Origin of the sequence: Streptomyces sp. NPDC021225, assembly GCF_044332865.1 — a bacterium.
Lineage (GTDB): Bacteria > Actinomycetota > Actinomycetes > Streptomycetales > Streptomycetaceae > Streptomyces.
On sequence record NZ_JBIRPV010000003.1, the window covers coordinates 208086 to 230979 of the forward strand.

At 70.2% G+C, this 22894-nt stretch carries 9 protein-coding genes and 3 pseudogenes; 9 read left to right on the forward strand and 3 right to left on the reverse strand.

Annotated elements, in window-relative coordinates; genetic code table 11:
- Nucleotides 1-1882 precede the first annotated feature (1882 nt).
- Nucleotides 1883-2167 carry a hypothetical protein gene (locus ACH4S9_RS14585; protein WP_398372034.1) on the reverse strand — a complete coding sequence of 95 codons (285 nt, stop codon included), beginning with the start codon at nucleotides 2165-2167 and terminating at the stop codon, nucleotides 1883-1885.
- Nucleotides 2168-2845: 678 nt separating this feature from the next.
- Here ACH4S9_RS14585 and ACH4S9_RS14590 point away from each other — a divergent pair.
- Nucleotides 2846-13942, forward strand: coding sequence for a hypothetical protein (locus tag ACH4S9_RS14590; protein ID WP_398372036.1), 11097 nt, complete (start codon nucleotides 2846-2848; stop codon nucleotides 13940-13942).
- A 570-nt stretch (nucleotides 13943-14512) separates the two neighbouring features.
- Here the strand turns inward: ACH4S9_RS14590 and ACH4S9_RS14595 are convergent.
- Complete coding sequence (locus ACH4S9_RS14595) at nucleotides 14513-15472, reverse strand: AraC family transcriptional regulator (RefSeq protein ID WP_398372038.1); 960 nt, start codon at nucleotides 15470-15472, stop codon at nucleotides 14513-14515.
- A gap of 131 nt (nucleotides 15473-15603) precedes the next feature.
- Here ACH4S9_RS14595 and ACH4S9_RS14600 point away from each other — a divergent pair, with 131 nt between their 5' ends.
- The 3 genes and pseudogenes from ACH4S9_RS14600 to ACH4S9_RS14610 form a co-directional block, all read left to right on the forward strand.
- Nucleotides 15604-15996, forward strand: coding sequence for an ester cyclase (locus ACH4S9_RS14600; RefSeq protein WP_398372040.1), 393 nt, complete (start codon nucleotides 15604-15606; stop codon nucleotides 15994-15996).
- Between the two features lie 127 nt (nucleotides 15997-16123).
- On the forward strand, nucleotides 16124-16876 hold the full coding sequence (locus tag ACH4S9_RS14605; RefSeq protein ID WP_311729923.1) for an SDR family oxidoreductase: 753 nt from the start codon (nucleotides 16124-16126) through the stop codon (nucleotides 16874-16876).
- 36 nt (nucleotides 16877-16912) lie between these two features.
- A pseudogene (locus ACH4S9_RS14610) lies at nucleotides 16913-17340 on the forward strand (amidase family protein); the annotation flags it as partial.
- A gap of 168 nt (nucleotides 17341-17508) precedes the next feature.
- Here the strand turns inward: ACH4S9_RS14610 and ACH4S9_RS14615 are convergent.
- Entirely contained in the window at nucleotides 17509-17874 is a 366-nt protein-coding gene (locus ACH4S9_RS14615; RefSeq protein WP_311729924.1) for an MmpS family transport accessory protein, read from the reverse strand.
- A 261-nt stretch (nucleotides 17875-18135) separates the two neighbouring features.
- Here ACH4S9_RS14615 and ACH4S9_RS14620 point away from each other — a divergent pair, with 261 nt between their 5' ends.
- From ACH4S9_RS14620 to ACH4S9_RS14640, 5 genes and pseudogenes are all read left to right on the forward strand, one after another.
- Nucleotides 18136-19221 (forward strand): histidine kinase, encoded by a 1086-nt coding sequence (locus ACH4S9_RS14620; protein ID WP_311729925.1) that lies wholly within the window; start codon nucleotides 18136-18138, stop codon nucleotides 19219-19221.
- Between the two features lie 32 nt (nucleotides 19222-19253).
- Entirely contained in the window at nucleotides 19254-19874 is a 621-nt protein-coding gene (locus tag ACH4S9_RS14625; RefSeq protein ID WP_385343951.1) for a response regulator, read from the forward strand.
- Nucleotides 19875-20045: 171 nt separating this feature from the next.
- A pseudogene (locus tag ACH4S9_RS14630) lies at nucleotides 20046-20731 on the forward strand (SDR family oxidoreductase).
- A gap of 365 nt (nucleotides 20732-21096) precedes the next feature.
- Nucleotides 21097-22076, forward strand: a pseudogene (locus tag ACH4S9_RS14635) (ABC transporter ATP-binding protein).
- Nucleotides 22073-22888, forward strand: coding sequence for an ABC transporter permease (locus ACH4S9_RS14640; RefSeq protein WP_311729927.1), 816 nt, complete (start codon nucleotides 22073-22075; stop codon nucleotides 22886-22888). Before ACH4S9_RS14635 ends, ACH4S9_RS14640 begins: the two are co-directional and overlap by 4 nt.
- Nucleotides 22889-22894 lie beyond the last annotated feature (6 nt).

Here is a 22894-nt window from a genome sequence, read left to right on the forward strand (position 1 = left end):
GGGGCCGGGGGACAAGCCGGGTCCGGCGGGGGAGTCTTCCAGGTCTGGTGGTTCTGGTGGTTCGGATGCCATGGTGAATCCGGGTCAGCGGTTGGGGGATGGTCAGCGGGTCGGGCCGGTTCGGGGGCCGGGGGACAAGCCGGGTCCGGCGGGGGAGTCTTCCAGGTCTGGTGGTTCTGGTGGTTCGGATGCCATGGTGAATCCGGGTCAGCGGTTGGAGGACGGTCAGCAGGTCAAGCCACATCGGACACCGGATTCCAAGCCCGGCCCGACGGGGGAGTCTTCCAAGCCGGGGGGTTCTGGTGGTTCGGATCCTGTCGGCAACCCGCGCCGAGAGTCGGGTGGGGGTCAGGGTGATCAGGATGGTCGCACTGCGCAGCCGCCGGGCAGGGCGAAGGACGGGGCGGAAGGAACTCCGGGAACGAGTGGGAAGCCCTCGAGGAGTCCACGTCCTGGTAATGGCCGGATTGTCGGGCTGAAGGACTTTGCGGACCAGTCGCCTGCCGAGGCTCCGGAAACGGGTGGGAAGTCGTCGGGGAGTTCGCGTCCTGGTTATGACCGGCCCGCTGGGATCGCTGACCTTCCCGGTAGGTCGCCCGACGGTGACAGGGGCTCGGGTGCCGGTGGCGGCAACCTGCGCACCAATCGCGGCAGTAGCAGTACCACGCAAGTCGAGACACCGTCCCCGGGCAAGCGCCCTGGAGCTGGCAGGGGTGCTGGCCCCCGGATCGATACTCGGCCTGGTGCGGAGGACGGCCGTTCGTCCTCGTCCACCAAGGAGCAGTCCTCGGAGACGACAAGCCCGAAGTCGGACCAGAGCACGGCGGAGTCCACGTCGGCCCCCACCTCGTCACGGCCGGAGTCTGGTGCGGGGTCGCCGAGTCCGTTCGCTGCTGACGGTGACAAGGGTTCGGGTGCCGGTGGCGGCAACCTGCGCTCCAACAACGGCAGTGACAGTGTCACCTACACCACGACACACTCTTCGGGCGACCAGCCCGCCGGCCAGAGGAGCGCCCGGTCCGGCGGAGACGATGCCCGTCCGTCGTCGTCCCGCACCTCGCAGTCTTCCGGGAACGGTTCCAGGAACCTCAGCCCCGACGAAGCGGGGCAGGGTCCGGCCGGCCGTGACGAAGGGCGCGACGTGTCCCCGGCTGAGGCCAGGAAGCCGGATGCCCAACTCGCGGATGCGCGCCGTGATGACGGCTCCGCCACCGAACCGCGGCCCACCTCGGACCGGCCCGTCACGGAACCCCTCGTCTCATCGGGGCACCGCGGCTCCGGCCCGAAAGCCGGGGACAACGTCCGTCCGTCCTCGCCCGACAAGGCGCGGCCTTCCGGGAAGACCGCCGACCCGACCGCCGACCCCACTGCCGATCCCACGCGGCCGTCGTCGACAGGCGACACCGTCACCCACTCGGCCGGCACACCGGACGGTGACCGGCTCGGCGCACCCAGGGCGGGGAACGGCCCCGTCAGGGAGGCCGAGGACGGGACCCCCGTGCGTACCCCGGGGCAGACGGACCACATCGTGCCCCCCTCCGCCCCATCGCACGGAATGCCGGTGTTTCCCGTACCCGCCACGACGCCGGACAGGGGCACGGCCGGCCCGATTGCCGCGTCGAGGGTGGAGGACTCCACCTCGTCCGAGCCGGTCGGCACGCCGCCGCGCACGGCGGACCCCGGCACCGGCGCGGAGCGGGGCGGGCGTACGAGCGGACACCAGGAGGGCGGCGAGGTTCCGGTCCCCCGTCGGGACACAGACACGGCGCCCACCACGGGCACCACCCCTGTGCCGGACGCTCCTTCCCCCAGTCACCGTCACCCGGGCTCGGCGCGTTTCGATATCGATGCCGCCCGGGCGCGGCTCGCGGATCCGGGTGTGTCACCGGAACGCCGGGAGGAGTCTCTGCTCTGGGCCGAACGCGCGGTGTTGGACCGTATTCAGCAAGTCGCCCCGGATCAGAACCCCTTGGGAGTCGTGGCACGGCCCGAGGAGGTCGTGGAACTCGTCGCCGCAGAGCACCTGCGCGCCGGGCACCTGCCGGCGACGGCCCTGCTGGGCTCCCTCGTCAGGGGCCCCGAGGTCGCCGCACAGCCCGCAGCGCAGCCGCAGCCGCAGCCCGTGCCGCAGCCCCGGCCGGAGCCCGAGGCCGGCGCGCGGCCGCAACCGGACTCCGAGCAACTGTCGGCTCTGCCGGTGCCGGGCGGGAGGGGTGCCGACACCGCGGCGCCAGAGGCCGTTCCGCCCGCAGGGAGCATCGTCCCCACGGCGCCCACGTCCTCGGCAGAGTCGACCGCGATCGGCTCCGCCTCGGGTTCGGTGGCCGCGTCCGGTGCGGAGACCGTCCTGACCGGGTCCTCGGACGAGTCTCCGGAATCCTCCTCCTCCGCGGTGCCGGGCTCTGCTGGGGAAGGGGAAGACCGGCTAGGGTCGGAGTCCGAAGGGCCGGACGTCCTCTTCGCGCCGCCGGCTCGCGAGGTGGGGCTGGATCCGATTCATGACTGGCCGAGGATCTCGGCGAGTGGCGGGTCGCGCCGTTCTTCCGCGCTGCGTGCCATTGATCGGGCGGTGTCGCGGTTGCCACGCGATGCGGGGACTGAGGATTTGCGGCGTGTGCTGGTCAGTGTGACGGAATGGAAGAGTGACAAGGGGCCGGAGAGCGGGCGATGGGATGCTGTTTCGCGTCTGGAGGCGGCGGTCCGCGACAGGATGGATCAGCTTGCCACTCCGGCGCGTGTTTCCGTCCGCGACAGGGCGGAGCAGCGTGCTTCCAGGCATACTCCTGTGCGTGGGGGCTATTCCGCCCAGCCTGGGCCTTCTTCGCGGCGAGGTGAACCGCCCGTTGTGGCACCGCTGGTCTCTGCCGCTCCGGGAGCGGTGGAGGGGTTCGCTCCGGCCATTGGGGTGGAGGCCGAGCTGCACCGGTACCGGGTGGAGCTGCCCCGTGGCGCGGAGATCGAGGAGTTCGGCGACATCGCGGAGCTGCCCGGCCTTCTGACGATCACGTTGGACAAGGCTGGGGGAGTGCCGGTCCCTGAGATCGTCACGAAGCCGGCTCGTGTTCTGGTGCGAGGGCCGGCGGACGGCCGGGCCGAACGGTCCGAGGTGCAGGCGGCCGTCAACGACGTGATGTCCCGGCTCCGGCACGCGAGGCCGGGAGCGAGACTCGGGCAGATCTTCCCCGAATCGGCAGGATATGTAGTGGATCCCCTCGCGGAGGATCTGCCGGTCAGGAACAACGAGGCCGGATACGCGACGCTGGTGCATCACACGGCGACCGCTCCGACCTCACGACTCGTGGCGTTCATCGAACACGTCAGGGGCCGTATGCGGCGCGAGTCCCCACCCGTGCAGATCGCTCATGAGGATGCGGGCGCCGGCCTCGCATTCGGTGCCTGGGCCCGTCAGGACTTCGCACGCTGGCTCAGCCAGTACCCGCGCTGGGCCGATGCCGCGAACCCGTGGGACGGCGACGAACTGGAAGGTGTGATCGCGCTCGGATACACCCAGGTCGCCGCCACTGTGCGAGGAGCAACGCTCGACCGGACACAGCGGCCGAAGGACCTCACTGCGGTGGCCTCCCGCGATTCTCTCGCGGCCCTGCGGAGCAGCCTTGGTGAGGGGCCCCGCGCGTATCTTGAGCATCGGGCGCGGAGCATCGCCGCCCGCTTCGCCGAGACCGTCGTCAGGGGCGGGAGCGTCCTCGACCTGCCGCTGACCATGTCACCCGGCCCGTTGCGCGCGACGGTCGGCCAGTACCTCGACAACCTGCTCCTGCACAGGCCGGAACGGTTCGTGAGCCAGTACGAGGCACTGGGGATCCGTACCGACTTCCCCACACTGGATGCCAATCCCGACCGCCGAGGTCGGGCGCTTATTGTTCCTGCCGTCGTGAGGCTGGAGGCCCGGAGCTACGCGTCGATGGAGCAGACTCCGCAGACCATCGCGCGCGACAGCGACACCCTGGCGGTCCTCTCCCTCAGCCTTTACAACGAGGCGAGGCTGGATCGCGGACTGCCGCCGGTCGGCCGGCCCCTCGCCCCCGCCCAGCCCGACTTCCTGTTCGCGCCGCCCGCCAGGACTGCGCCGTCAGTACGACCGGCCGGCAGCACGGTGTCGGCGGGACCCGCCCCTGCCCCTGCCCCGTCACCCACTCCTCTCCCGCCGGCTCTCGTGGAGACCGCGGCCCGGCTCGTCGCAACGGACGCGGACGCGCGGGCACGGGAACTGGCGTCGCTGCCGCGGCGGGACCGGGAGCTCCTGGCTGCTGACCGGGCGTTCGTGGAGCAGTTGCGTGCCGGCTTGTCCGTGGAGGACTTCACGGCGGTGGCGGCGCGGCTGCTGGTCGTCGTTCCTGACGGTGTGGAACAGCCCGAGGCCGCCCGGGCGGAAGCGGAAGCCCTGGTCGCGGACATGCTCGCCGATCCGCAGATCGCGGTGGCGTTGCTGACCGGGGGCCGTCGCCTCGTCGTGGTGCCCCGGAACCGGCCGATGACGTCGCTTGAGGAGTTCGCCGAGAAGAAGGGCCACCAGTCGTTCGACGTCGCACGGGGACTCTTCCACCGCCGCCGCCTTCTGGTCGGCGTCGGCGAGGAGAACCTGCTGGGTGAGACCACCGACGTGCTCGGCGACGACTTCTACGACGACGGGTACTCCCTTGCCCGTCATGAGTGGGCGCACGCGATCGAGTCGGTGCTGAGCGCCGAGGACCGGCAGTTGATCCGCGACGTGTACGAGGCGAAGGCTGCCGCGAAACCGCCCGCTCAATGGCCGGACGGGCCTGCCCCCAACCACTCGTCCAGCAACGCAGACGAGTATTTCGCGCAGCTCAGCAACGCCTATCTCGGTGCGAACACCGGCATGGACCGCAACTCGCGGCGCCGCCCGCGCAACAACGGGTCAGACTGGGTGGAGCAGCACGACCCGGCACTGCTGCCGCTGCTGCGGAGGCTCTATGGCCCTGGCCGGACCTCGAACCTCGGCAGCAGGGACTACCCCTACATCCTCACGGGCTTCCGCCAACTGTGGGACCGAGCCGAACACGCACTACCAACACACGCCCTGGCCGAGCCTGAAGCGGAGCTGCCTACGTCACCGGCCGGCCAGTCGGAGACGCCGGAGGCGCCCGAGCCGGCCGACGCGATCACCCGCCCACTGCCGGTGGACGTGGAGATCCTGCTGGCTCCCCCCGCCACAGCACCCCGGCCGCTGCCGGCGTCCCCGATGATGACGGAAAGAGAGTTCAAGCAGAGTACGACGGCACCGGGGCTGCGCAGCAGCTCCAGGATCGCTGACATCGACGAGGAACTCAGGGCCTTCCATGCCCTGCCCGGCAGCAGACAGGGCGCCCGTCTGCTCGCCCTCAAAGCCATCGCCGAGAGCTCTCGCGCCTACGTGGCCCACAAGCAGGGTGAAGGGTCCCGCGTCGAGGGCACACAGCGGCTCGCCCAGCAGGCCGAGGCGGCGATGCGGCAGCTCAACCCCGAGAACGTCTTCCGGGACCTGCTGACCGAGATCGACGGGGCCCTGAGGGAAGGGAAGAACCCCGACCTCGACCGTCGGAGTCCGGCTGGTGAGGCTCAGAAGGCAGCCCAGGCCGTTCCTTCGGACCGATTCCACGCGATGATGAGCGACTATGTCCACAAGCTGGGCAGGCTCCGCGACGACCGCACGCTGCCCGCGGAGACTCGCGCCGTCATTGAGGAACTGATGGCCGTAGAACCGCTGGTGACCGTGATGCAGTTCCCCCGGGGCAGCATGCCGGGCATCAAGCTCAACAGCGCGGGAGACGGCGCGGAGTACACCTTCAACGTCGACCCTCAGGTCAGAGGCGGTACCTCCTTCCTGCTGGGTCACATCGCCCACGAATTCACTCATGTCGCGGCCCATCAGGCGTTCGGCAGCAGCCCGGTGATGGAGCTGGTGCGATCTGGGGCGACCGACGCGGAGGTCGGTTCGCTGGCGGCGGAACGCAGCCGAACTCTCAACGATCTCAAGACGGCCTTGGCCGGGGACCGGGAGTTCAGCGAATTTCAGCAGATAATGCTGCAGGAGAAGTTGGTTTACGGCGCGCAACCGCGCACGCTGGAGAGGTACGCGTACAACTTCGAGGGGTCGGGGAAGATCACCACCGCACAGAAGGAACGCTTGGTCGGCTGGGGGAAGGCGGCCGGAGACGCATCCGGCACCTTGGTCGAGTACGACACCGTGCTCAATCAGATGCTGATCTATTTGCACATGTGGCAGACCAGTCAGAACAACCCCTTCTATGTGCGGTTGCGGGCAGCCGCTCAAGCTGCCTACGAGCGCCGCAGCGACGCCCGTGGGCGTGGCGAGTCCTCGGAGTCGGCGGACGTTCTTATGGCACCGGCGCCTCGGCGGTCGCAGCAGGCCGAGGAGACGACGCGCCCCGCAGCACAGGTGACGGGGGAGCTGTCAGGTCGATCTGGTGTGTCGGATGATGCGTCGCTGCCGACTGGGACGGTGATGCCTGAGCCAGGAGGTCCGGGGCAACCCCATGCCACGCCGGCGGAGGGACGGCGGCGTGAGACCCTTCCCGTCCCCGACGAGGAGCACCTGGCTCAGCCCGCCCTTCCGGAGCCGACGGGGTCCCGGCCCGTTCCCCCGACCGCCACCTACACTGCCCCGGAGCAGTCCGCACCCGCCCGGGCCGCGGCGGAGCCCGCCCCTTCCATCGAGCCGCGGCCCGTGCCCGTCCGGGAACTGTCCTCGACCGAGGAGCAGCGCCCCGCTGCCGTCGAGGCGCAGGCTCCCATCACCGGGCAGCCGCCCCTTTCCCAGGAGGAGCAGCTCGCCGAGCGCGGGCTGACGCCGGTGTACGTCCTGCCGGGCGGGGACGTGCTGGCGCACGCGCTGACCGCCGTCGCCCCGGCCGAGAGCGGCCGACTGGCGGGGTACAGCAGGCCCGCCGGTCCGGAGGAGCTGCGGACCGCGCTCGCCGACGCGCTCGCCGCCGACCTGGGACTGCCGCCGGACGAACAACGGCTGTGGTCCGCGGTGGCAGGACAGACAAGGCCGTCGGGAGCCCCGCTCGTGACCGCTTTCGGCGGTTCCGCGGACGAGGCCGCCCGTGCCCTGCGGACCGGATCAGGCCCTGAGGCCACGGACTGGCTCACCCTGGCCGTGGCCGCGCCCGTACTGGGGCTGCGTCTGACCGTGCTGACGCCGGACGGCTCCCCCTGGACGACCGGCCCGGAGACCGGCCGGCCGGTCGCCCTTCTCCAGCAGGAAAACCCCGCCCCCTACACCGCGCGATGGGCGGCCACCGAACCCACCGCCCAGGCCCGGCAGGCTCGACGGCCCGACGTGTCGCAGCTCGCGGGTACCTCGGGTTACAGCTGGGGCACCACGTCCGCCGACAGCAGTACGCCTCCTGGCACCACCACGCGTCCCGCTGCCACGGCGTCGTCCTCGACGGCGCCGGCAGACCCCGGCGCACGCAACGGAGGGAGTCCGGCGAGGCCGACTGCCGTCGCTTCCGGGGACTCGGCGCGCCCCGCCGTGTTCTTCGGCTCCGAACCGCGACCGAGCACGCCGGATTCCCAGCGGGCCGGTACCTCCCCCGGTACCCCGGTCACCCGGACACCTCCGGCCCAGGTCGTGGAGACCAACGAAGTCTCCGCCCCGGTCGCGGAGAGCGCCCTGACGCCCCCTCCCGCGGAGGAGACCACCACACCCCCGCGAACGGCCTGGGACACGAGGGACGAGCAGGACACGGACGCGGTGACGATCCTCGACGTGCCCGCCGACGACGGGATGGACGTGATCCCCGCCGTGCCCGCGGAGGAGGAGCCGCCGCGCACCCTGTCTCCGTACGCGCTGACCTACGGCGCGAGGTTCGACGGCTCCGTGGGACTCGTCCTGTACGAGCCGCTGTCCGAGGACGTGCTCGGCGCGCTCCACCAGCAGGTCCTCGACGGCCTGGGAGTGGAGCCCGGCAGCGCGGCCGATGGTCCGGTGCGCGAGGAACTCGCCGCCGTACTCGGCCAGTCGGAGATCGCCCGGGAACTGCCGCAGGTGCGCAGCGCCCGTGGATACCGCGTCACCGTCACCGTGGACGGCCAGGAGCACACGGTAGATGTCCGGCTGCGGCTGACCGACCCTGTGCCGTCCTCCCGCGCCGGCACCTCCGGCGAGGTTCCGCGCCGGACGACCCTGGAGCGGCAAGGCGAGGGGGGACAGTCCTCCTCCCGGAGCGCCGGCTCCGGCACCATGCGGACCGTACCGATCCCGTGGATCGGAATCTACGACGGTCCGGCCGGGCCGCTGCGCTGGTTCGACGGCGCCCTGGTGCTCAGCCTGACGCACAACCAGTCCTCCGAGTCGTCCACGGTCAGCGACGGCCTGACGGCCAGGAGCATGCAGCGCGCCAACGATCCGGCACACGCCGTGCAGTACACCAGCCGCTGGCAGATACGGATCGACACGGACCGCAACGCTCCGGTGGACGCCTGGAGCACGGAGCGGGCGGGGGGACCGCTGACCGTCTGGTTCCCCGAGCACCGGGTCTTCGGCGACGGCGGCGCCGCCGGGCCGCTGCCCGAGCCGGCAGGTCTCGACGACCTGCCGCTGTGGGGCGTCGACGAGGTCCTCGATCCGGGCAGGCTGCTGGACGAACTGCGCGCGGACGAAGGTTTCACCGTGCTGAACAACCTGGGCGCGGACTCCCACGAGGAACTGGAGGAGTTCCTCTCCGAACGGACCCTCAGGGGCAGCCTGCCGATGATGCGTGACGGCGGCGTCCACTCGCCGGTGCTGTTCGACCGGCACGGCGACTCGCTGGGCGTGCTCCGGCTCGAAGCCACCGTGCTGCCCCAGAGGCCCGCCGCCGGGACACCGGACGGAAAGTTCTCCCTGGAGTCCTGGCTCACCCAGAGCTCCGGTGTGGAGCAGTCGTCACGGCTCACCAGTGGTGTCGCGCTCGACGGCAGCGGCGGGCCCATGTTCACCCCCGACCACGAGGTCGGCCATCCGGACGCGGCCAGGCTCATGGGCGGAAGCATCATGGCCAAGGCCGGCGTGTCCTGGCAGTCCGGTGACGCGCTGAACACCAGCAGCTCCGTGGCGCTGATGCACGCCCTCTACACGACCAGCGGCCATCTGGTCACACCGGCGGACATCACCTACCGCGTCACGCTCATCCGCTCGGGCGGCGGCGAGATCACCGGCTCCTTCGGCCCCTGGCCGGACGGTGTGTCCCTGCGGCTGCCGCAGCGGAGCACCACGACCGGTCACGTTCCCACGCCGGAGGAGCGGCGACGGCTCCCCGAGCACCTGGAGAACCTGGAGAGCATCGGATACTCCGCCGTGCCCGTCGCCCCCGAGGGCACCGGGCCGATGTTCGACCGGGCGGAGACATGGCTGCGGCGCGAGGGCTTCCTGCCGCCGGCCGAACGCGAGTCCGTCTTCAACGAGACCCGTGCCGAACAGCAGTTGGAGAATCTGCGCAGGTTCGCGCAACTGCGTTCCCGGCTCGGGCAGGCCGCCGCGATGCCCGACGCGGTCGACGGGGGCAGGCCCTTGTGGTTCGAGCTCCCCGACCACGTGAGCGGCGGCACGCGCCGCGTGCAGCTGCGGTTCTCCGCCACTCGCGACCGCACCCCGCCCGCAGCCCAGGCGGAGGCCGGGCTGCCGCCCGCCGTGCACGCGCGGCGGTTGCCGGACGTGGATACCGTGACCTTCCTTTCCCTTGAGGCGCGCGGCGGCCGGCAGCGCAGCAACCAGTTCGGCGGCACCGTCGGCGCCGGAGGCGGTCCGCGCTTCCCGGTCGACGGTAGCGCCGCGGCACTGGACGCAACCGGGGACTACACCTGGGGAAGGCGGCACGAAACCGCCACGAGTGCCGGATCCGCGTCCGGCATCGACCCGTTCAACATCACCTTGGACGCAGGCACCGAACTCTTCGAGATTCCGGCTCTGTTCACGCTGGATCTCTACGAGGGCACCGCCGAGGAGCCTACGGTCCGGTTCGCCGCCGAACCGACGCCCGAACCGGCGCTCGGGGCAGACACCGCGGCGATCCAGCCGGCCGTACCCGCTCCGCCGTTCGCCACCGGACGCGTCCGCCTCGTGGTGCCGCATCACCGCACCCTGCTGTGGGACTCGCGCCCCGTGGTGCCGGCCGCGCCGCACCGGGTCCGCGCGCCCATCACCGGGGGCGGGCAGGACGACGACCACGTGCGGCTGGGCCTGACGGACGAAGCGGGGCGCCCGCGGGAGGGGCTGCTGAGGCTGCCGGATGACGCGAACGTGGACGTCTTCCGCGGCAGCGCGGCCCTCCAGGAGGCGTTCCGGCAGATCGTCACCGGCACGTATCCCGGCCATCCGGCCGTCGGCACGTTCGGACAATGGGTCCAGGCAGCCGCGAGCCAGTTGCCGAGTGCGGTGACCGGGCCCGGTAACCGGCTCTGGGAGTACTTGACCGGTGCGGCGGTCGAGGACCAGCATGCGTTCGCGGGGGAGGTCTTGTTCCAGCAGCTGAGGGCCGCCAGCCTGCTCGCCCGCGCCGGGCAGATCTTCAACGGCGGTTACGTCATGGAAGGTCTGACCCTGCCCGGGTTGCTCGCCGACCAGGAGCTGTCCGTGGAGATCGCAGGATATCTGCACAATCCCACTTACCACGGTTCGTACAACACCTACGCGGAAAGCAACCTGGCCGCCAACGACACGTCCGCGCAGGGGCGTTCCGTCACCACCTCCCATCAGTACGGCGGCGGACTCAGCGCGCTCCAGTCGCCGCCCCCGCCGGCCTCCGACGGCACGCCGCAGAGGGCCTCGCTGGCCAACCCCAGCGTGCGGGGGGTCTACACTCACCGCACAGCCAGGACGAGCGAGCGGTCCGCCGGCTCCTCGGTCGTACGGACCCCGACGCAGGCCGCGGAACACCACCTCATCGGAGCCGACGCCACTCTGCTCGTGACCCTCCGTCAGGGCACCCGGAACGTCGCCATGAACGTCGCGGGCCTGGGCGGACGCGAGGACATCACCCTCGCGATCGACCTCCCGCGCGCCGTCCGGTTCCAGCTCTCCGACAGCCAACTGGTCCGCTTCGAACACTGGTTCACCGGCGTGGCGGAGCTACCCCGGCCGGTTGTGCAGCCGGACACGGTGCCGTTGCCGGAGCACTACGTGGTAAGCGGCGACATCGGTTTCGCCAGCGTCCTGTCCGTCACCCAGCTCGACGACCCGATACGGCGCAACGAGAGCCGCGACCGGCTGCGGCGCGAGCTGCTCACGCTGGTGGAAAGGGAAGCGCCGGGCGTGACCCGACCCGGGCATTTCGCCTATCGGAAGGGAGTGGCCGCCCGTATCGCCGACATGACCTCGCCCGCCGGACTGCGGGCGCTTCCGGGCCGACGCGGGGTGAGCCTCTGGTTCCGCCACGCCGGACGGCACGGCAGCCGTCTCGTGGAGGTCGCTCTCTCCGCCGAGCCCGTGGCCCAGCCCCCGGCTCGACGCGAGGTCCGCGGCCGGCCCGCCGGCGCCGGGGTGGGCATAGACCAGATCGCTTCCCATGCCCCGGGCAACCGCTCCGAGTCCGAGACGGTCACCCGCTCCCTGCAGGTGTCGGCGAACCCCATCTCCCGGTACCCGCGTCCTCAGGCACGGTCCGGCCGCACCGACCGGACCGGTCCCGTGCTGTCCGGCACAGGGACCCGCGGCCGGAGCTCGCGTACCGCCCGCGCAGCGCAGGACTCCTACTGGGCCAGGACCGAGAACGCCGCGGACTTCGACGACATCGGCTACACCATCACCGCGACGGTGCGCGCGGAACTCCTTCAGGACTGGCCGCCGGATCTGGTCGGCGGAGCCCTGGAATCCGGCCTGTTGACCCTGACCGATCAAGACGGCGGCCCACTGATCGCCCGAATCGGCAGACTGCTGCGCGGAAGGCCCGCCCACCAGGTCCGGGTCCCGGCGGCGGTGTCACTGCGGTTCGCCGGCTCGGAGGCCGTCGCACCCCTCCGGCACGAACCGGCGGTGCGGCCCCGTATCACTCAGGCCGACCCACGGCTGCCCGCGCCGCAGGCTCCACTTCCGCTCGGCGGGCCGACCTTCACGGCCGGGTCCCGGCTGATCCCCACCGGCGCGACCCCGGTCTACGGGTTCAACGCCTTCCACGAGCTGGCCGAGGCACTGCGCACGGTGGCGCCGCGGCTCTCCGGCTCGTGGGGCCTGACGGCCGACCTCACGCCGGAGGCGGCGGCGTTGCGCCTGGGGGAACTCGTGCAGGCCGGGGAGATCCCTGTCGAGGCGCCGCGCACGGCGGCGGGTCTGACCCCCACGATGCCCGGTGACTGGCCCATCGAGAGCGAACCGGTCGTCCCCCGCCTCCAGGTGACGCTGCACAACCCGCGGCCGATCACCGAGGCGGACGACATCGCGGTCGACCGGTTGCGGGTGACGTCGCACTCGGTCGGCAGTTCCGCGTCGGCGGCCTCGACTGCCGGTCTGGGCTACCAGTGGACCCAGAGCGGCAACGACGCGAACATGCACCTGGTCAGTTTCACCCTGCCAGTCCTGAACCGGCAGCCCCTCTCGCGTGCGGGTGGCGTCTCGGCCTCCGCCGGCGGCTGGGATCGCGTCAAGACTGGTTCCTCCGCCGCCTCCGGGACAGAGCCCGCCACACGCAGCTACGAGACCATGGTGGACGTGGTGATCACAGTCACCGGGGAGGAGACCCGCTACGTCATCGGCAGCGCGACCGCCCGTGTCTACGAGCGTGACCTGCTCGGCTACGGGGTCACCGCGCCGCGCACCGCCTCCCAGGTGTACGACCTGCCGTCGATGCTCGCCGAGCAGCCGAACGACACGCTGCGGAACTGGCGGACGCATCCGGTCACCGAGCTGCCCGCGGTGCTCGCCCGGGGACTGGACGAGCGGGAGAACGGCGCTCAGCTCTGGCTCCATCTGGGCGCCGACCCGGACGGCACCGCGCTGGCCCGCGCTCTGTACGTGGGGTCGCGCACCGCGGTGGCGGCCGGCCGGCCGGTGGAACTGGTGGTGCGCGGAGCGACAGGACTGCGGTTCTGGCCGTTCGGCGCCGACGGTTCGCTCGTCGACCTCACTCCGGCCACCCAGGACACCTGGAACCGGCTGCGCGCCGCGATCGTCACGGCCACCGACGCCACCGCCGCCGAGGCAGACCAGGTCGCCCGGGAGACGGAGCTGGTGCCGAGGGAGGCGGAGGCCGAGTCGCGACTGGCGGACTCGCGGCGGGAGTTGACCACCGCGACCGAGGCGCGGGACGCCGCCGCGGCGGCAGACGCCGCCGCCAGGTCCGCCCGCGACTCCCTCGCCGATCGTCTCCGCGACGCCGAGGCGGCACGCGCGGCCGCCGAGGAGGAGGCCGCGCCACACGCGGCGGCGGTCACGACGGCAGAGCAGCGGCTCGCGCAGACGGAGCAAGCCGTACTGGACGCCCGGCGGGAGGTCGACCAGGAAGCCGCCCAGCTGCGGCTGCTCACCGCCGACGGGCATGAGCCGACGCCGCAGGCGGGTCCCGGTCCCCGGGCCGCACTGGCCGAAGCACGTGCCGAACGCGACAGCGCCCGGGGCGCGCTGGGCCGCGCGCAGGGCATGGCCGACGTGGCCCGGAGGGCGGTGGATCGCGCCACCGAGAAGGTGGGAGACCTGCGCGACCGGCTCGCCGCCGCCGACGATCAGATGCGGGAGGCCGCTACCCGGGAGCGTGGCGCCGAGGACGCCGTCATCCGGGCCACTTCGGCTCGGGACCAGCACTACCGGGACCACCGGCAGCTTCAGGAGGAGCTGCGCGACGTCCGCCGGCACCAGGCCGACCAGCAGCGTCTGCGGGAGGACGCCTGGAGGGCCATGCCCGGCCAGTCGGGGATGCTGAGCGCCGACCGCTGCCGGGAGGGGGTCGGCGGAGCGCGGTACCCGCTGGGCTCGCTCTCCTAGCCGGGTCGGAACGACGAAGGCCCGGAACGGTTGAGTTCTGAAGCATGCTGAGTTTGTTGGAGGCTTCCGACCTTGGGAACGAGGATGGGGTTATGGCGAAGGAACAGGCGCCAGAAGGCAGCCGCGGTGCGGATGGTGAGGACGGTGACGCAGGGGACGGTGCAGCGCGTCTCGACGCAGCTCGGTCCGGTTTCTGACGGCGGGTCTGCTGCAGTGGGGCTTGGCCGAACGCCGCCACGAGCCGCGGTTGACGGCACCTCGCGACGGCGGGCCACGCTCGTCGGGGTGCTGCTCTTCTCCGTGGGCATGGGCGGCGTGGCGTTGGCCGAGGAGTATGTCGACTCGGGCACGACGGACCTGTTCAACGCCACGGTTCCGCTGTGGAGCGTGTTGCTGAACACCGCAAGGGGCCGGCCGCCTGTTACGCCCTGCCGACACCCACCGCGGCACTGCCGGTGCTGCAGTGTCGTTCATGGTGCGTGTCCGCGTCGCTGGTAGTGGTGTCGGCGGGCGGGTGCCGGTGTCTTCGTCGCCGGCGTGAGCGGCGCAGCTGAGCTGAGGGCGCCTTCTTCAGTTTCCGTTCGCGGTTGAGTGCGCCGGCTGCCGTGCCTGGTTCCGGAACTGTGCGGGCGATGAGCCGACCACGCGGCGGAACGCGGTGCTGAACGCGCTCTCGGACTGGTAACCCGTGGCCCGTGCGAGCTCGGAGATCGACAGGGTGTCGCGGGCGAGGGCGTCGCGCGCGAGGCTCATGCGCCATTGGATCAGGTACTCCAACGGCGGGACCCCGACGTGGCTCTTGAAGGCATGAGCGAACGCGGAACGCGACATGTGGCTGATCTCGGCGAGCTCCTTGAGGCTCCAGGAGTGGGCCACGTCCGCGTGCACGGCACGCAGGGCGGCACCGATGCCGTCCTCGTTCAGGGCGCCCAGCCAGCCGGTGGGCCGGTCTGTCTGACCGGCGTGAGCACGCAGCATGTGCACGAGCAGGATCTGTGCGAGGTGGTTCTGCACCAGCGGGCCGCCGGCGGCGGCGACCCCGACCTCGGTGGCCAGGAGATCGATCAGCTGCGCGAGCCGCCCGCCATGAGGATCGCCCACGCGGACGATTACCAGCGGCGGCAGAAGATCGGTCAGGAGGGCCGCGTTCTCGTCGTCGAACGCGATGTGCCCGACGCAGAGGTAGAGGTCCTCCTCGGACTTGGGGCCGATCCGCACGAACCCGTCCTCGGCACCCGCCCACACCTGCTCCGCAGGGCGCGGGCTCGCGTCGAGTGTGCTGGCCAGCACGTAGGGCGGCGGGTTGCCCAGCATGAAGGTGTCACCCTCATGCAGGAGCACCGGCTCGTGCCCATCGAGGATCAACCAGCACGTGCCGCGCACGAGGCCACCGATCCGCACGTGCAAGAACGTGTCGAAGCGCAACGCCCACTCACCCGCGGCCCGGAGACTGGGCCCGATCACGGTGCGGGGCCGGAGCAGGCCGATCGCGTCAGCCACTGGATCCCGGAATCCGAGCACCGACGACACCTCCTGGACGATATGTAAAGAACTGTGCACTCTGCATCATTGATCGTACTCCGCTGCTCCCGCAGTATCGATATCGCAGGTGAACCATGAGCACACGAGTACAGCCCGGACGCCGGGTGAGAAAGGCAGTCATGTCCGACTTCAACATTCGCGAGTTCTACGACCGCTACTGCGAGGCGCTCAACGCGCATGAGTTCGACCGCATGGACGAGTTCGTCAACGAGTCCATCCTCTCGCACGGCGAGGCGGCCACTCGCGCGGACGTAGTCGCGGCGCTCAAGAGCATCACGGACGCGGTTCCCGACATGTACTGGGAGATCAAGGAGGTGGCGATCCACGGTGAAACCCTGGCCTGCCACTCCGTCAACCACGGCACCCCCACCAAGGAATGGCTCGGGGTGGCCCCCACTGGCGCTCCGATCGAGATCGACGAGTTCGCCCTGTACCGGATCCGTGACGGAAAGTTCGTGCAGATGTCCAACGTCCACGACGTCGAGGCCCTGAAGAAGCAGCTCGCGGGCTGACCCACTCGGGCTCCTCCTGGACGATGCGTAAAGATTTGTGGACTCTGCATCATGGATAGTATCCGCGATCTCCTGCATTATCGATGTTCGAAGGGATCGGCAACGAGAAAGTGATGGAGACACCCACATGAGACAGCTGGAAGGCAAGACGGCGGTGGTCACCGGGGGCAGCACCGGTATCGGTCTGGCCACCGCCGTACGGCTGGCGGCCGAGGGTGCGTACGTGTTCGTCACCGGGCGACGAGAGGCCGAGCTGGAGGCCGCCGTCAAGACCATCGGAACGGACCGGGCCACCGCGGTCGTCGGCGACATCGGGAAGCCGGAGGACCTGGACCGGCTCTATGAGGCGGTCCGGGCGCGAGGCCAGAATCTGGACGTGCTCGTGGCGAACGCGGCGATCGGTTCGTTCATGACGCTGGAACAGACCACCGAGGAGCACTTCGACCAGACCTTCGCGGTCAACACCCGAGGCACGCTGTTCACCGTGCAGAAGGCGTTGCCGCTGCTCAACGACGGAGCCTCGATCGTCCTGGTCGGTTCGACGGCCGCTGACCGCGGAATGGAGGCGTTCGGCGCGTACGCGGCGTCGAAGGCGGCCGTCCGGTCCTTCGCGCGGACGTGGTCCACCGAGCTCAAGGGCCGTGGCATCCGGGTCAACGTGGTCTCGCCGGCATGGATCGAGACTCCCGGGGGCACCGCCGCCTTTGGCGACGAGGAGACCGCCCGGGCCATCAAGGAGCAGGTCGCCGCGACCGTGCCCAAGGGCCGCATGGGCCAGCCCGAGGAGGCCGCCGCGGTCGTGGCCTTCCTGGCCTCGGACCAGAGCAGCTACGTCGTCGGCGCGAACGTCTACGTCGACGGTGGCGAGAACCAGACCTGAGACACCACACGGTGGGTGGCATCTGAAGCGTCCCAGCTTCCATGCCGCTTCCGACGCGTCGGCCTCGCGACGTTCGGGCGTACCGCGACACCGGAGATGGCCTGGAGCAGCACGACGGAGTGCTGTACGGCGCGACCCGCAACCCGTGGACCCGCAGCGCAGAGCGCGCGGGTCCAGCGGAGGAGCGGGCGCTGCCGTTGTAGCCGGAGTGGTCCCGATCGCAGACGCCACCGCCGCCGGTTCGATCTGCGTCCCCGTCGCCTACAACGGCCTCTTCGGGCTGAAGCCCACCCGCGGCCGGGTCTCCGCGGGCCCCGACTTCGACGAGGTCTTCAACAGACTGGCCGTACAACTCGGCGTCAGCCGCACGGTACCTGACAGTGCGGCGCTGCCCGACCGGATGCGCGGCCGGGAACCGGGGCGACCCCTACTTCGCCCAGGAGCCATCCCGGCCGTACGCGCAGGGGCCGGCCGTCATGGGCGGCGCCGGCCCCCCACCGGACAGGGAAGTCCCAGCCGGCCCGTGCCTGGCATCGCGTGCTGACAGGCGATGCGGCTGGTGTCGCCACAGGCGGCCACCAGCCGCATCTCCCACTGGATGTCCGCCAGGCAGACGGTGTGACGCGGACGGCTCAGTCCTGGAGGTTCACGAAGCAGGAGATCTTGCCCTCGGCATTCGGCGTCCGCTGTTCGTCCTTGAGCTTTCCATCGACGTAGATGCGGCAGGCGGTGCCCGGTTCCGCGTCGGTGACCGTGACGTCGTTGAAGCCGAAGCCGACGTTCTGGGCCTTGCTCCAGGGCAGCTCCTGGTCGTTCTCGGACTCGCCCTCGTTGTCGCCGGAGAAGGAGTAGCTGACGTTGCCGCTGCCAGCGCCGACCACTTCGAGCTTGACGTCCCAGCTCTCTCCGGACACGCTCCAGGCGATCACTGCGGTCAGTGACAGGGCTCCCACTGCCAGCAGCACCTTGCCGAGGGGGCGGGTCTTGGCGGATGTCACGGCAACTCCTGGGGGTAGGTGGTTCGCTCGTCTTGTGTGACCTATTGTTCGTGGCGCGCGACCGCGTCGGTTCGGTCGTAAGGCGGAATCCGCCGCCTTCGGGGCGGCCGAAAGTACGAAACTCTCCTCGTCACTGAAGGGCTGCCTGAGGCTCTGCCCATGCTCCGTGTACCCCACCGTCCCGCCGTCGGGCCCAGCGTCATGACGGGCCTGTGCTTACTGTCTTTCCTGCTCGACGCGTCTGTCGTGAGCAGGAGTCATGTGGGACTGGCGGTCTTGGCAAGCGGAGCCCTGGCCCTGGGGGTCGCAGCGGCGCAGACATGGATGTACGGCACAGGCCGGCATGTCATCGCGTGCGGGCTCAGCCTTTGCGTGGCGGCCTGTTCGTTGCTCACCACGTCATTGGTGCAAGGTGCGGTGTTGCAGCGCACCCCCGGCTGGGCCGAGCTGTGCGGCCTTCTGGCCCTGCTGTGTCTGACCTGTCGCTATGCACGGCCGTCACTGGTCATGGTGTGCTCGGTTCCACTGTTCGTCGCGGCGATGCGGACGCAGGAGCGTGCTCCGGTGGTATCGGACCTGCCGGTGTTCAGGGACATCGACGGCTTGTTCGTCCTCCTCCCCATGGCCTTCGTGCTGCTGGGTGGCTATCTGCGCAGTGAGGATGGCAGGCGCCGGGCGGCCGCACGCGACGTCCGGCGGGCCGAGCGGCTGGACCTCGCTCGGGATCTGCACGATCACGTGGCTCATTACGTCACCGCCATCGTTGTTCAGGCCCAGGCCGGCGAGCACATCGTGGAGAAGGACCCCGCGACGGCACGGAGCCTGTTCAGCAACATCGAGCAGACCGGCCAGGACGGTTTGGTGGCGATGCAACGCATGGTCAGACTCCTGCGCACGTCTGAGACCGCGACGGCGCAGGCCCCGGTGACACCCGTGATGACGAGCATCAAGGAACTCATCAGGCGTGCCGACTCAGCAGGGCAGCGTGTCTCGCTGGAGATCGCCGAGGAGGTGAAGGCCGACGACTGGCCACCGCAGCTCGCCAAGACCGCGAAGCGCTTGGTTCAGGAAGGTCTGACCAACGTGCGCAAACACGCCCGCACCGCGTCCGCCGTACACGTAAGGATGGAGGTCGCGGCAGGCCGGCTGGTCATCCACGTTCGGGACAACGGGACCGGCCAGCACCACGGACGGTCCTGGTTCCTGCCCAGTGGGTTCGGCATGATCGGTCTGCGGGAGCGAGTCCACGAACTCGGCGGTGAACTCAGCAGCGGACCGATGCCGGAAGGCGGCTGGGAACTATCCGCATCGATACCCCTGAACTGGGCAGACAGGAAACCGCGGTGAGCATCTCAGTAGTGATCGCTGACGACCAGGAGATGGTGAGGACGGGCTTCCGCCTCATCCTGGAGGCACAGGACGATATATCCGTGATCGGTGAGGCGTCCGACGGTGTGGAGGCTGTCGAGGCGGTGCGTCGGCTGCGCCCCGACGTGTGTCTCATGGACATCCGGATGCCGAAGTTGGACGGGCTTGAGGCCACCCGGCAGCTCCGGCGGACGCCGGGGAACGCGACGGACGACACACAGATCGTCATCGTGACCACTTTCGACCTCGACGAGTACGTGTACAGCGCGCTGCGCGCCGGCGCGAACGGCTTCGTGGTCAAGAACTCCGGCCCCCGGCTGCTGATCGAGGCGGTGCATGCCGCGGCCGGAGGGGACTCTCTCATCTCCCCGTCTGTCACGGTGCGGCTTCTGGAGCACCTGAGCCCACCGCAGCACACCGAGAACTCGGCCGCCACACAGCGACTGAGCCCGCAGGAGCACAAGATCGTCCGCTTCGTGGCGCGAGGGCGCACGAACAACGAGATTGCGGAGGAGCTGACCCTCTCTCTGAGCACGGTGAAAAGCCACTTGAGCCGGATCCAGGACAAACTGCGGGCCCGCAACCGTGTGGAGATCGCCGCATGGGCGTGGGAGCACGGAGTCGTCAACTGACGCGAACGGAAGGCGCATGAGTAACAGTCGCCTCTTCTGAGACTGCGAGGCTCGATGGGCCGGGTCGGTGCGGCGTACGAGATCCTCCGATGCTTCGGTGCGCGCTCTCCAGTGGTTGACATGTCAGCTAATTGTTGATCGGATGCAGGAGAATCGAAAGGGGAGAGACGTATGACCGATTCCCGCACCTCGGCTGGTGTCGCCGTCGTCACCGGTGCGTCCTCCGGGATCGGCGCCGCGACCGCCCGAGAACTCGCGGCGGCCGGATTCACCGTGGCACTTCTGGCGCGCCGGCTCGATCGCATCGCCGCCATCGCAGAGGAGTCGTCGCCGCGGCCGATCGCGTACGAACCGAACTCGGCGGAGCCACCGTGCTGGTGAACAACGCAGGTGTGGCGCTCGTCGGGCCCTTCGGCAGCGAGCGGCGTGACGATTATCGGCGCATGATCGAAGTGAATCTCCTCGGCACCATCACAGCCACTGAGGTCTTCCTCGATCAGTTGAAAGCCGCCGCGCACGCCGACATCGTCAACATCAGTTCCGTGGCCGGCCGGAGCGCCGAACCCGGCGGCGGCGTGTACGCCGCGACGAAGTGGGGTGTCAACGGATGGAGCGAGTCGCTGCGCCTTGAGCTGAAACCAAAGATCCGCGTCACATTGATCGAGCCAGGCAGCGTCGCCACGGAACTGCCCCAGCACATCACGCATCCGGAGACGCGTGCGGCGGCCGTTGACGCTTGGAAGCAGGTGGAGGTCACCGCCGCCGAGGTCGCGGAGGTCGTTGTCTTCGCCGTGACGAGGCACCCGCGGTTCGCGGTGCACGAGGTCCTGGCGCGGTCGGCCGGGCAGGAGTTCTGAACGCGGTTCACCCGAGGGCGAACCGAGCTATGAGCAGTTACGGGCTGTCAGTCTCGACAAGGGTGTTGATTCGCGCTCGGCCCAGCGGACCGCGGACGTAGTCACGCATGCGCCACCGCAGATCCGCCCGACCGAACCGGCCTGTCACCCGCTCTCGAACACCGACTCCAACTCCCCAGTCCAGCAGCCGACCTCAGCCACGCCCTTCACGCCTGGTCAACGACGATCACCAGCCTAGGGCCGCACCGCTGCCGGAGTACTGAACAGGCATGCCGCCCTCGCACACAACCGCCGTATGACGTTTGTCATGCCGGCTGGTGACAGGGCGCACTGGTTCCCCGCGCTTCCACGGAGAGGGTTGAAACATGAGAACAGACGGACACGAATCTGTGATTGAGGTCACGGACCTGCGGCGTGTGTACGGGGGCGGGTTCGAGGCCGTGCGCGGTGTCGACTTCTCCGTGCGCCGCGGAGAGGTCTTCGCCCTGCTCGGCACCAACGGCGCCGGCAAGACGTCGACCGTGGAGCTGCTGGAGGGACTGGCCGCTCCGGCCGGCGGACGGGTGCGTGTCCTCGGGCACGACCCGTACACCGAGCGGGCCGCCGTACGCCCCCGCACCGGGGTCATGCTCCAGGAGGGCGGCTTTCCCTCCGAGCTGACCGTCGCGGAGACCGCCCGCATGTGGGCGGGGTGGGTGAGCGGCGCCCGCCCGCCGGCCGAAGTCCTGGAGCTGGTCGGCCTGAAGTCGAAGACCGACACCCGCGTGAAGCAGCTCTCCGGCGGCCAGCGGCGCCGCCTGGACCTGGCGCTCGCGCTGCTCGGCGACCCCGAGGTGCTCTTCCTCGACGAGCCCAGCGCTGGCTTGACGCCGAAGGCCGCCGGGACACCTGGGAGTTGGTGAGCGCACTGCGTGACGCCGGTACGACGGTGCTGCTGACCACGCACTACCTGGAAGAGGCCGAGCACCTCGCCGACCGGCTCGCGATCATGCACGAGGGACGGATCGCCGCCACCGGGACTCCGGCCGAGGTGACCGCCGCTCAGCCGTCCCACATCTCCTTCGAACTCCCCGCGGACTACTTCGTGGGCGACCTGCCACCGCTCGCCTTACTGGGCGTGAGCGACCACGAGGTCGACGGCCGGATGGTCAAGCTGCAAACCCGGGAACTCCAGCGCGCGGCCACCGGACTGCTGGTGTGGGCCGGACAGACCGGAGTCGAGCTGCGCCGCCTGGACGTGCGCTCGGCGTCCCTGGAGGAAGCCTTCCTGAGCATCGCCAAAGAGGTCTCCTCACGGACGAGCGACGGAACGGCACCGGAGACGGCGAAGGAGTACGCGGCATGAGCACCACCACCACGGCCACCCCGAGCGCCTCGGTGCGGCGTGGCGCGATCAGCACGCCGAGGTCGCGCATGGTCGCCCTCGCCCGCGCCGAGCTGACCCTCTTTGGACGGAACAAGGGCACCCTGATCGCCGCGCTGTTCGTGCCGCTGGTGCTGCCGTTCAGTGTGAAGTCGACGGCCAAGGAGATGGATCTCGCGGGAGCCGGGCTGACCACCGGCACGCTCATGCTGCCCGCCGCGGTCGGCTTCTCCCTGCTGTTCGCCGTCTACTCGGCCCTCGTCGGCGTCTTCGTCGTCCGGCGCGAGGAACTCGTCCTCAAGCGGCTGCGCACCGGCGAACTGCGGGACGTGGAGATCCTCACCGGATCCGCGACGCCGGCCCTGCTCAGCGGGCTCGCGCAGTCCCTGCTGCTCGCCGTGGGCTGCGCCGTACTGCTCGACCTGTCCGCGCCGTCCGCGATCCACCTGTCCGTTCTCGGGCTGCTGCTCGGCCTGGTGATGTGCGCCGCGCTCGCGGCGGTCACCGCAAGCTTCACCAGGACTGGTGAGAGCGCGCAGGTCACACCACTGCCCTTCATGTTCGTTTCCATGCTCGGTTCCGGCATGTTCGTCCCGCTGGAGATGCTCCCCGACCGGCTGGCCTCCGTTTGCGAACTGCTGCCGATGACGCCCGTGATCAACCTCGTCCGCGGCGGCTGGACCGGTGACCTGTCCGGAGCCGAGACGCTGGGCGCCGTGGCGACGGCGGTGGCCTGGACCGTGCTGGCGCTGTTCGCTGTACGGCGGCGGTTCCGGTGGGAACCGCGGCACTGACGTACG

Coding starts and splice junctions, on each gene's coding strand:
- ACH4S9_RS14640 (WP_311729927.1), top strand. CDS start 22,073: ATGAGCACCACCACCACGGCCACCCCGAGCGCCTCGGTGCGGCGTGGC.
- ACH4S9_RS14625 (WP_385343951.1), top strand. CDS start 19,254: ATGGTGAGGACGGGCTTCCGCCTCATCCTGGAGGCACAGGACGATATA.
- ACH4S9_RS14605 (WP_311729923.1), top strand. CDS start 16,124: ATGAGACAGCTGGAAGGCAAGACGGCGGTGGTCACCGGGGGCAGCACC.
- ACH4S9_RS14600 (WP_398372040.1), top strand. CDS start 15,604: ATGTCCGACTTCAACATTCGCGAGTTCTACGACCGCTACTGCGAGGCG.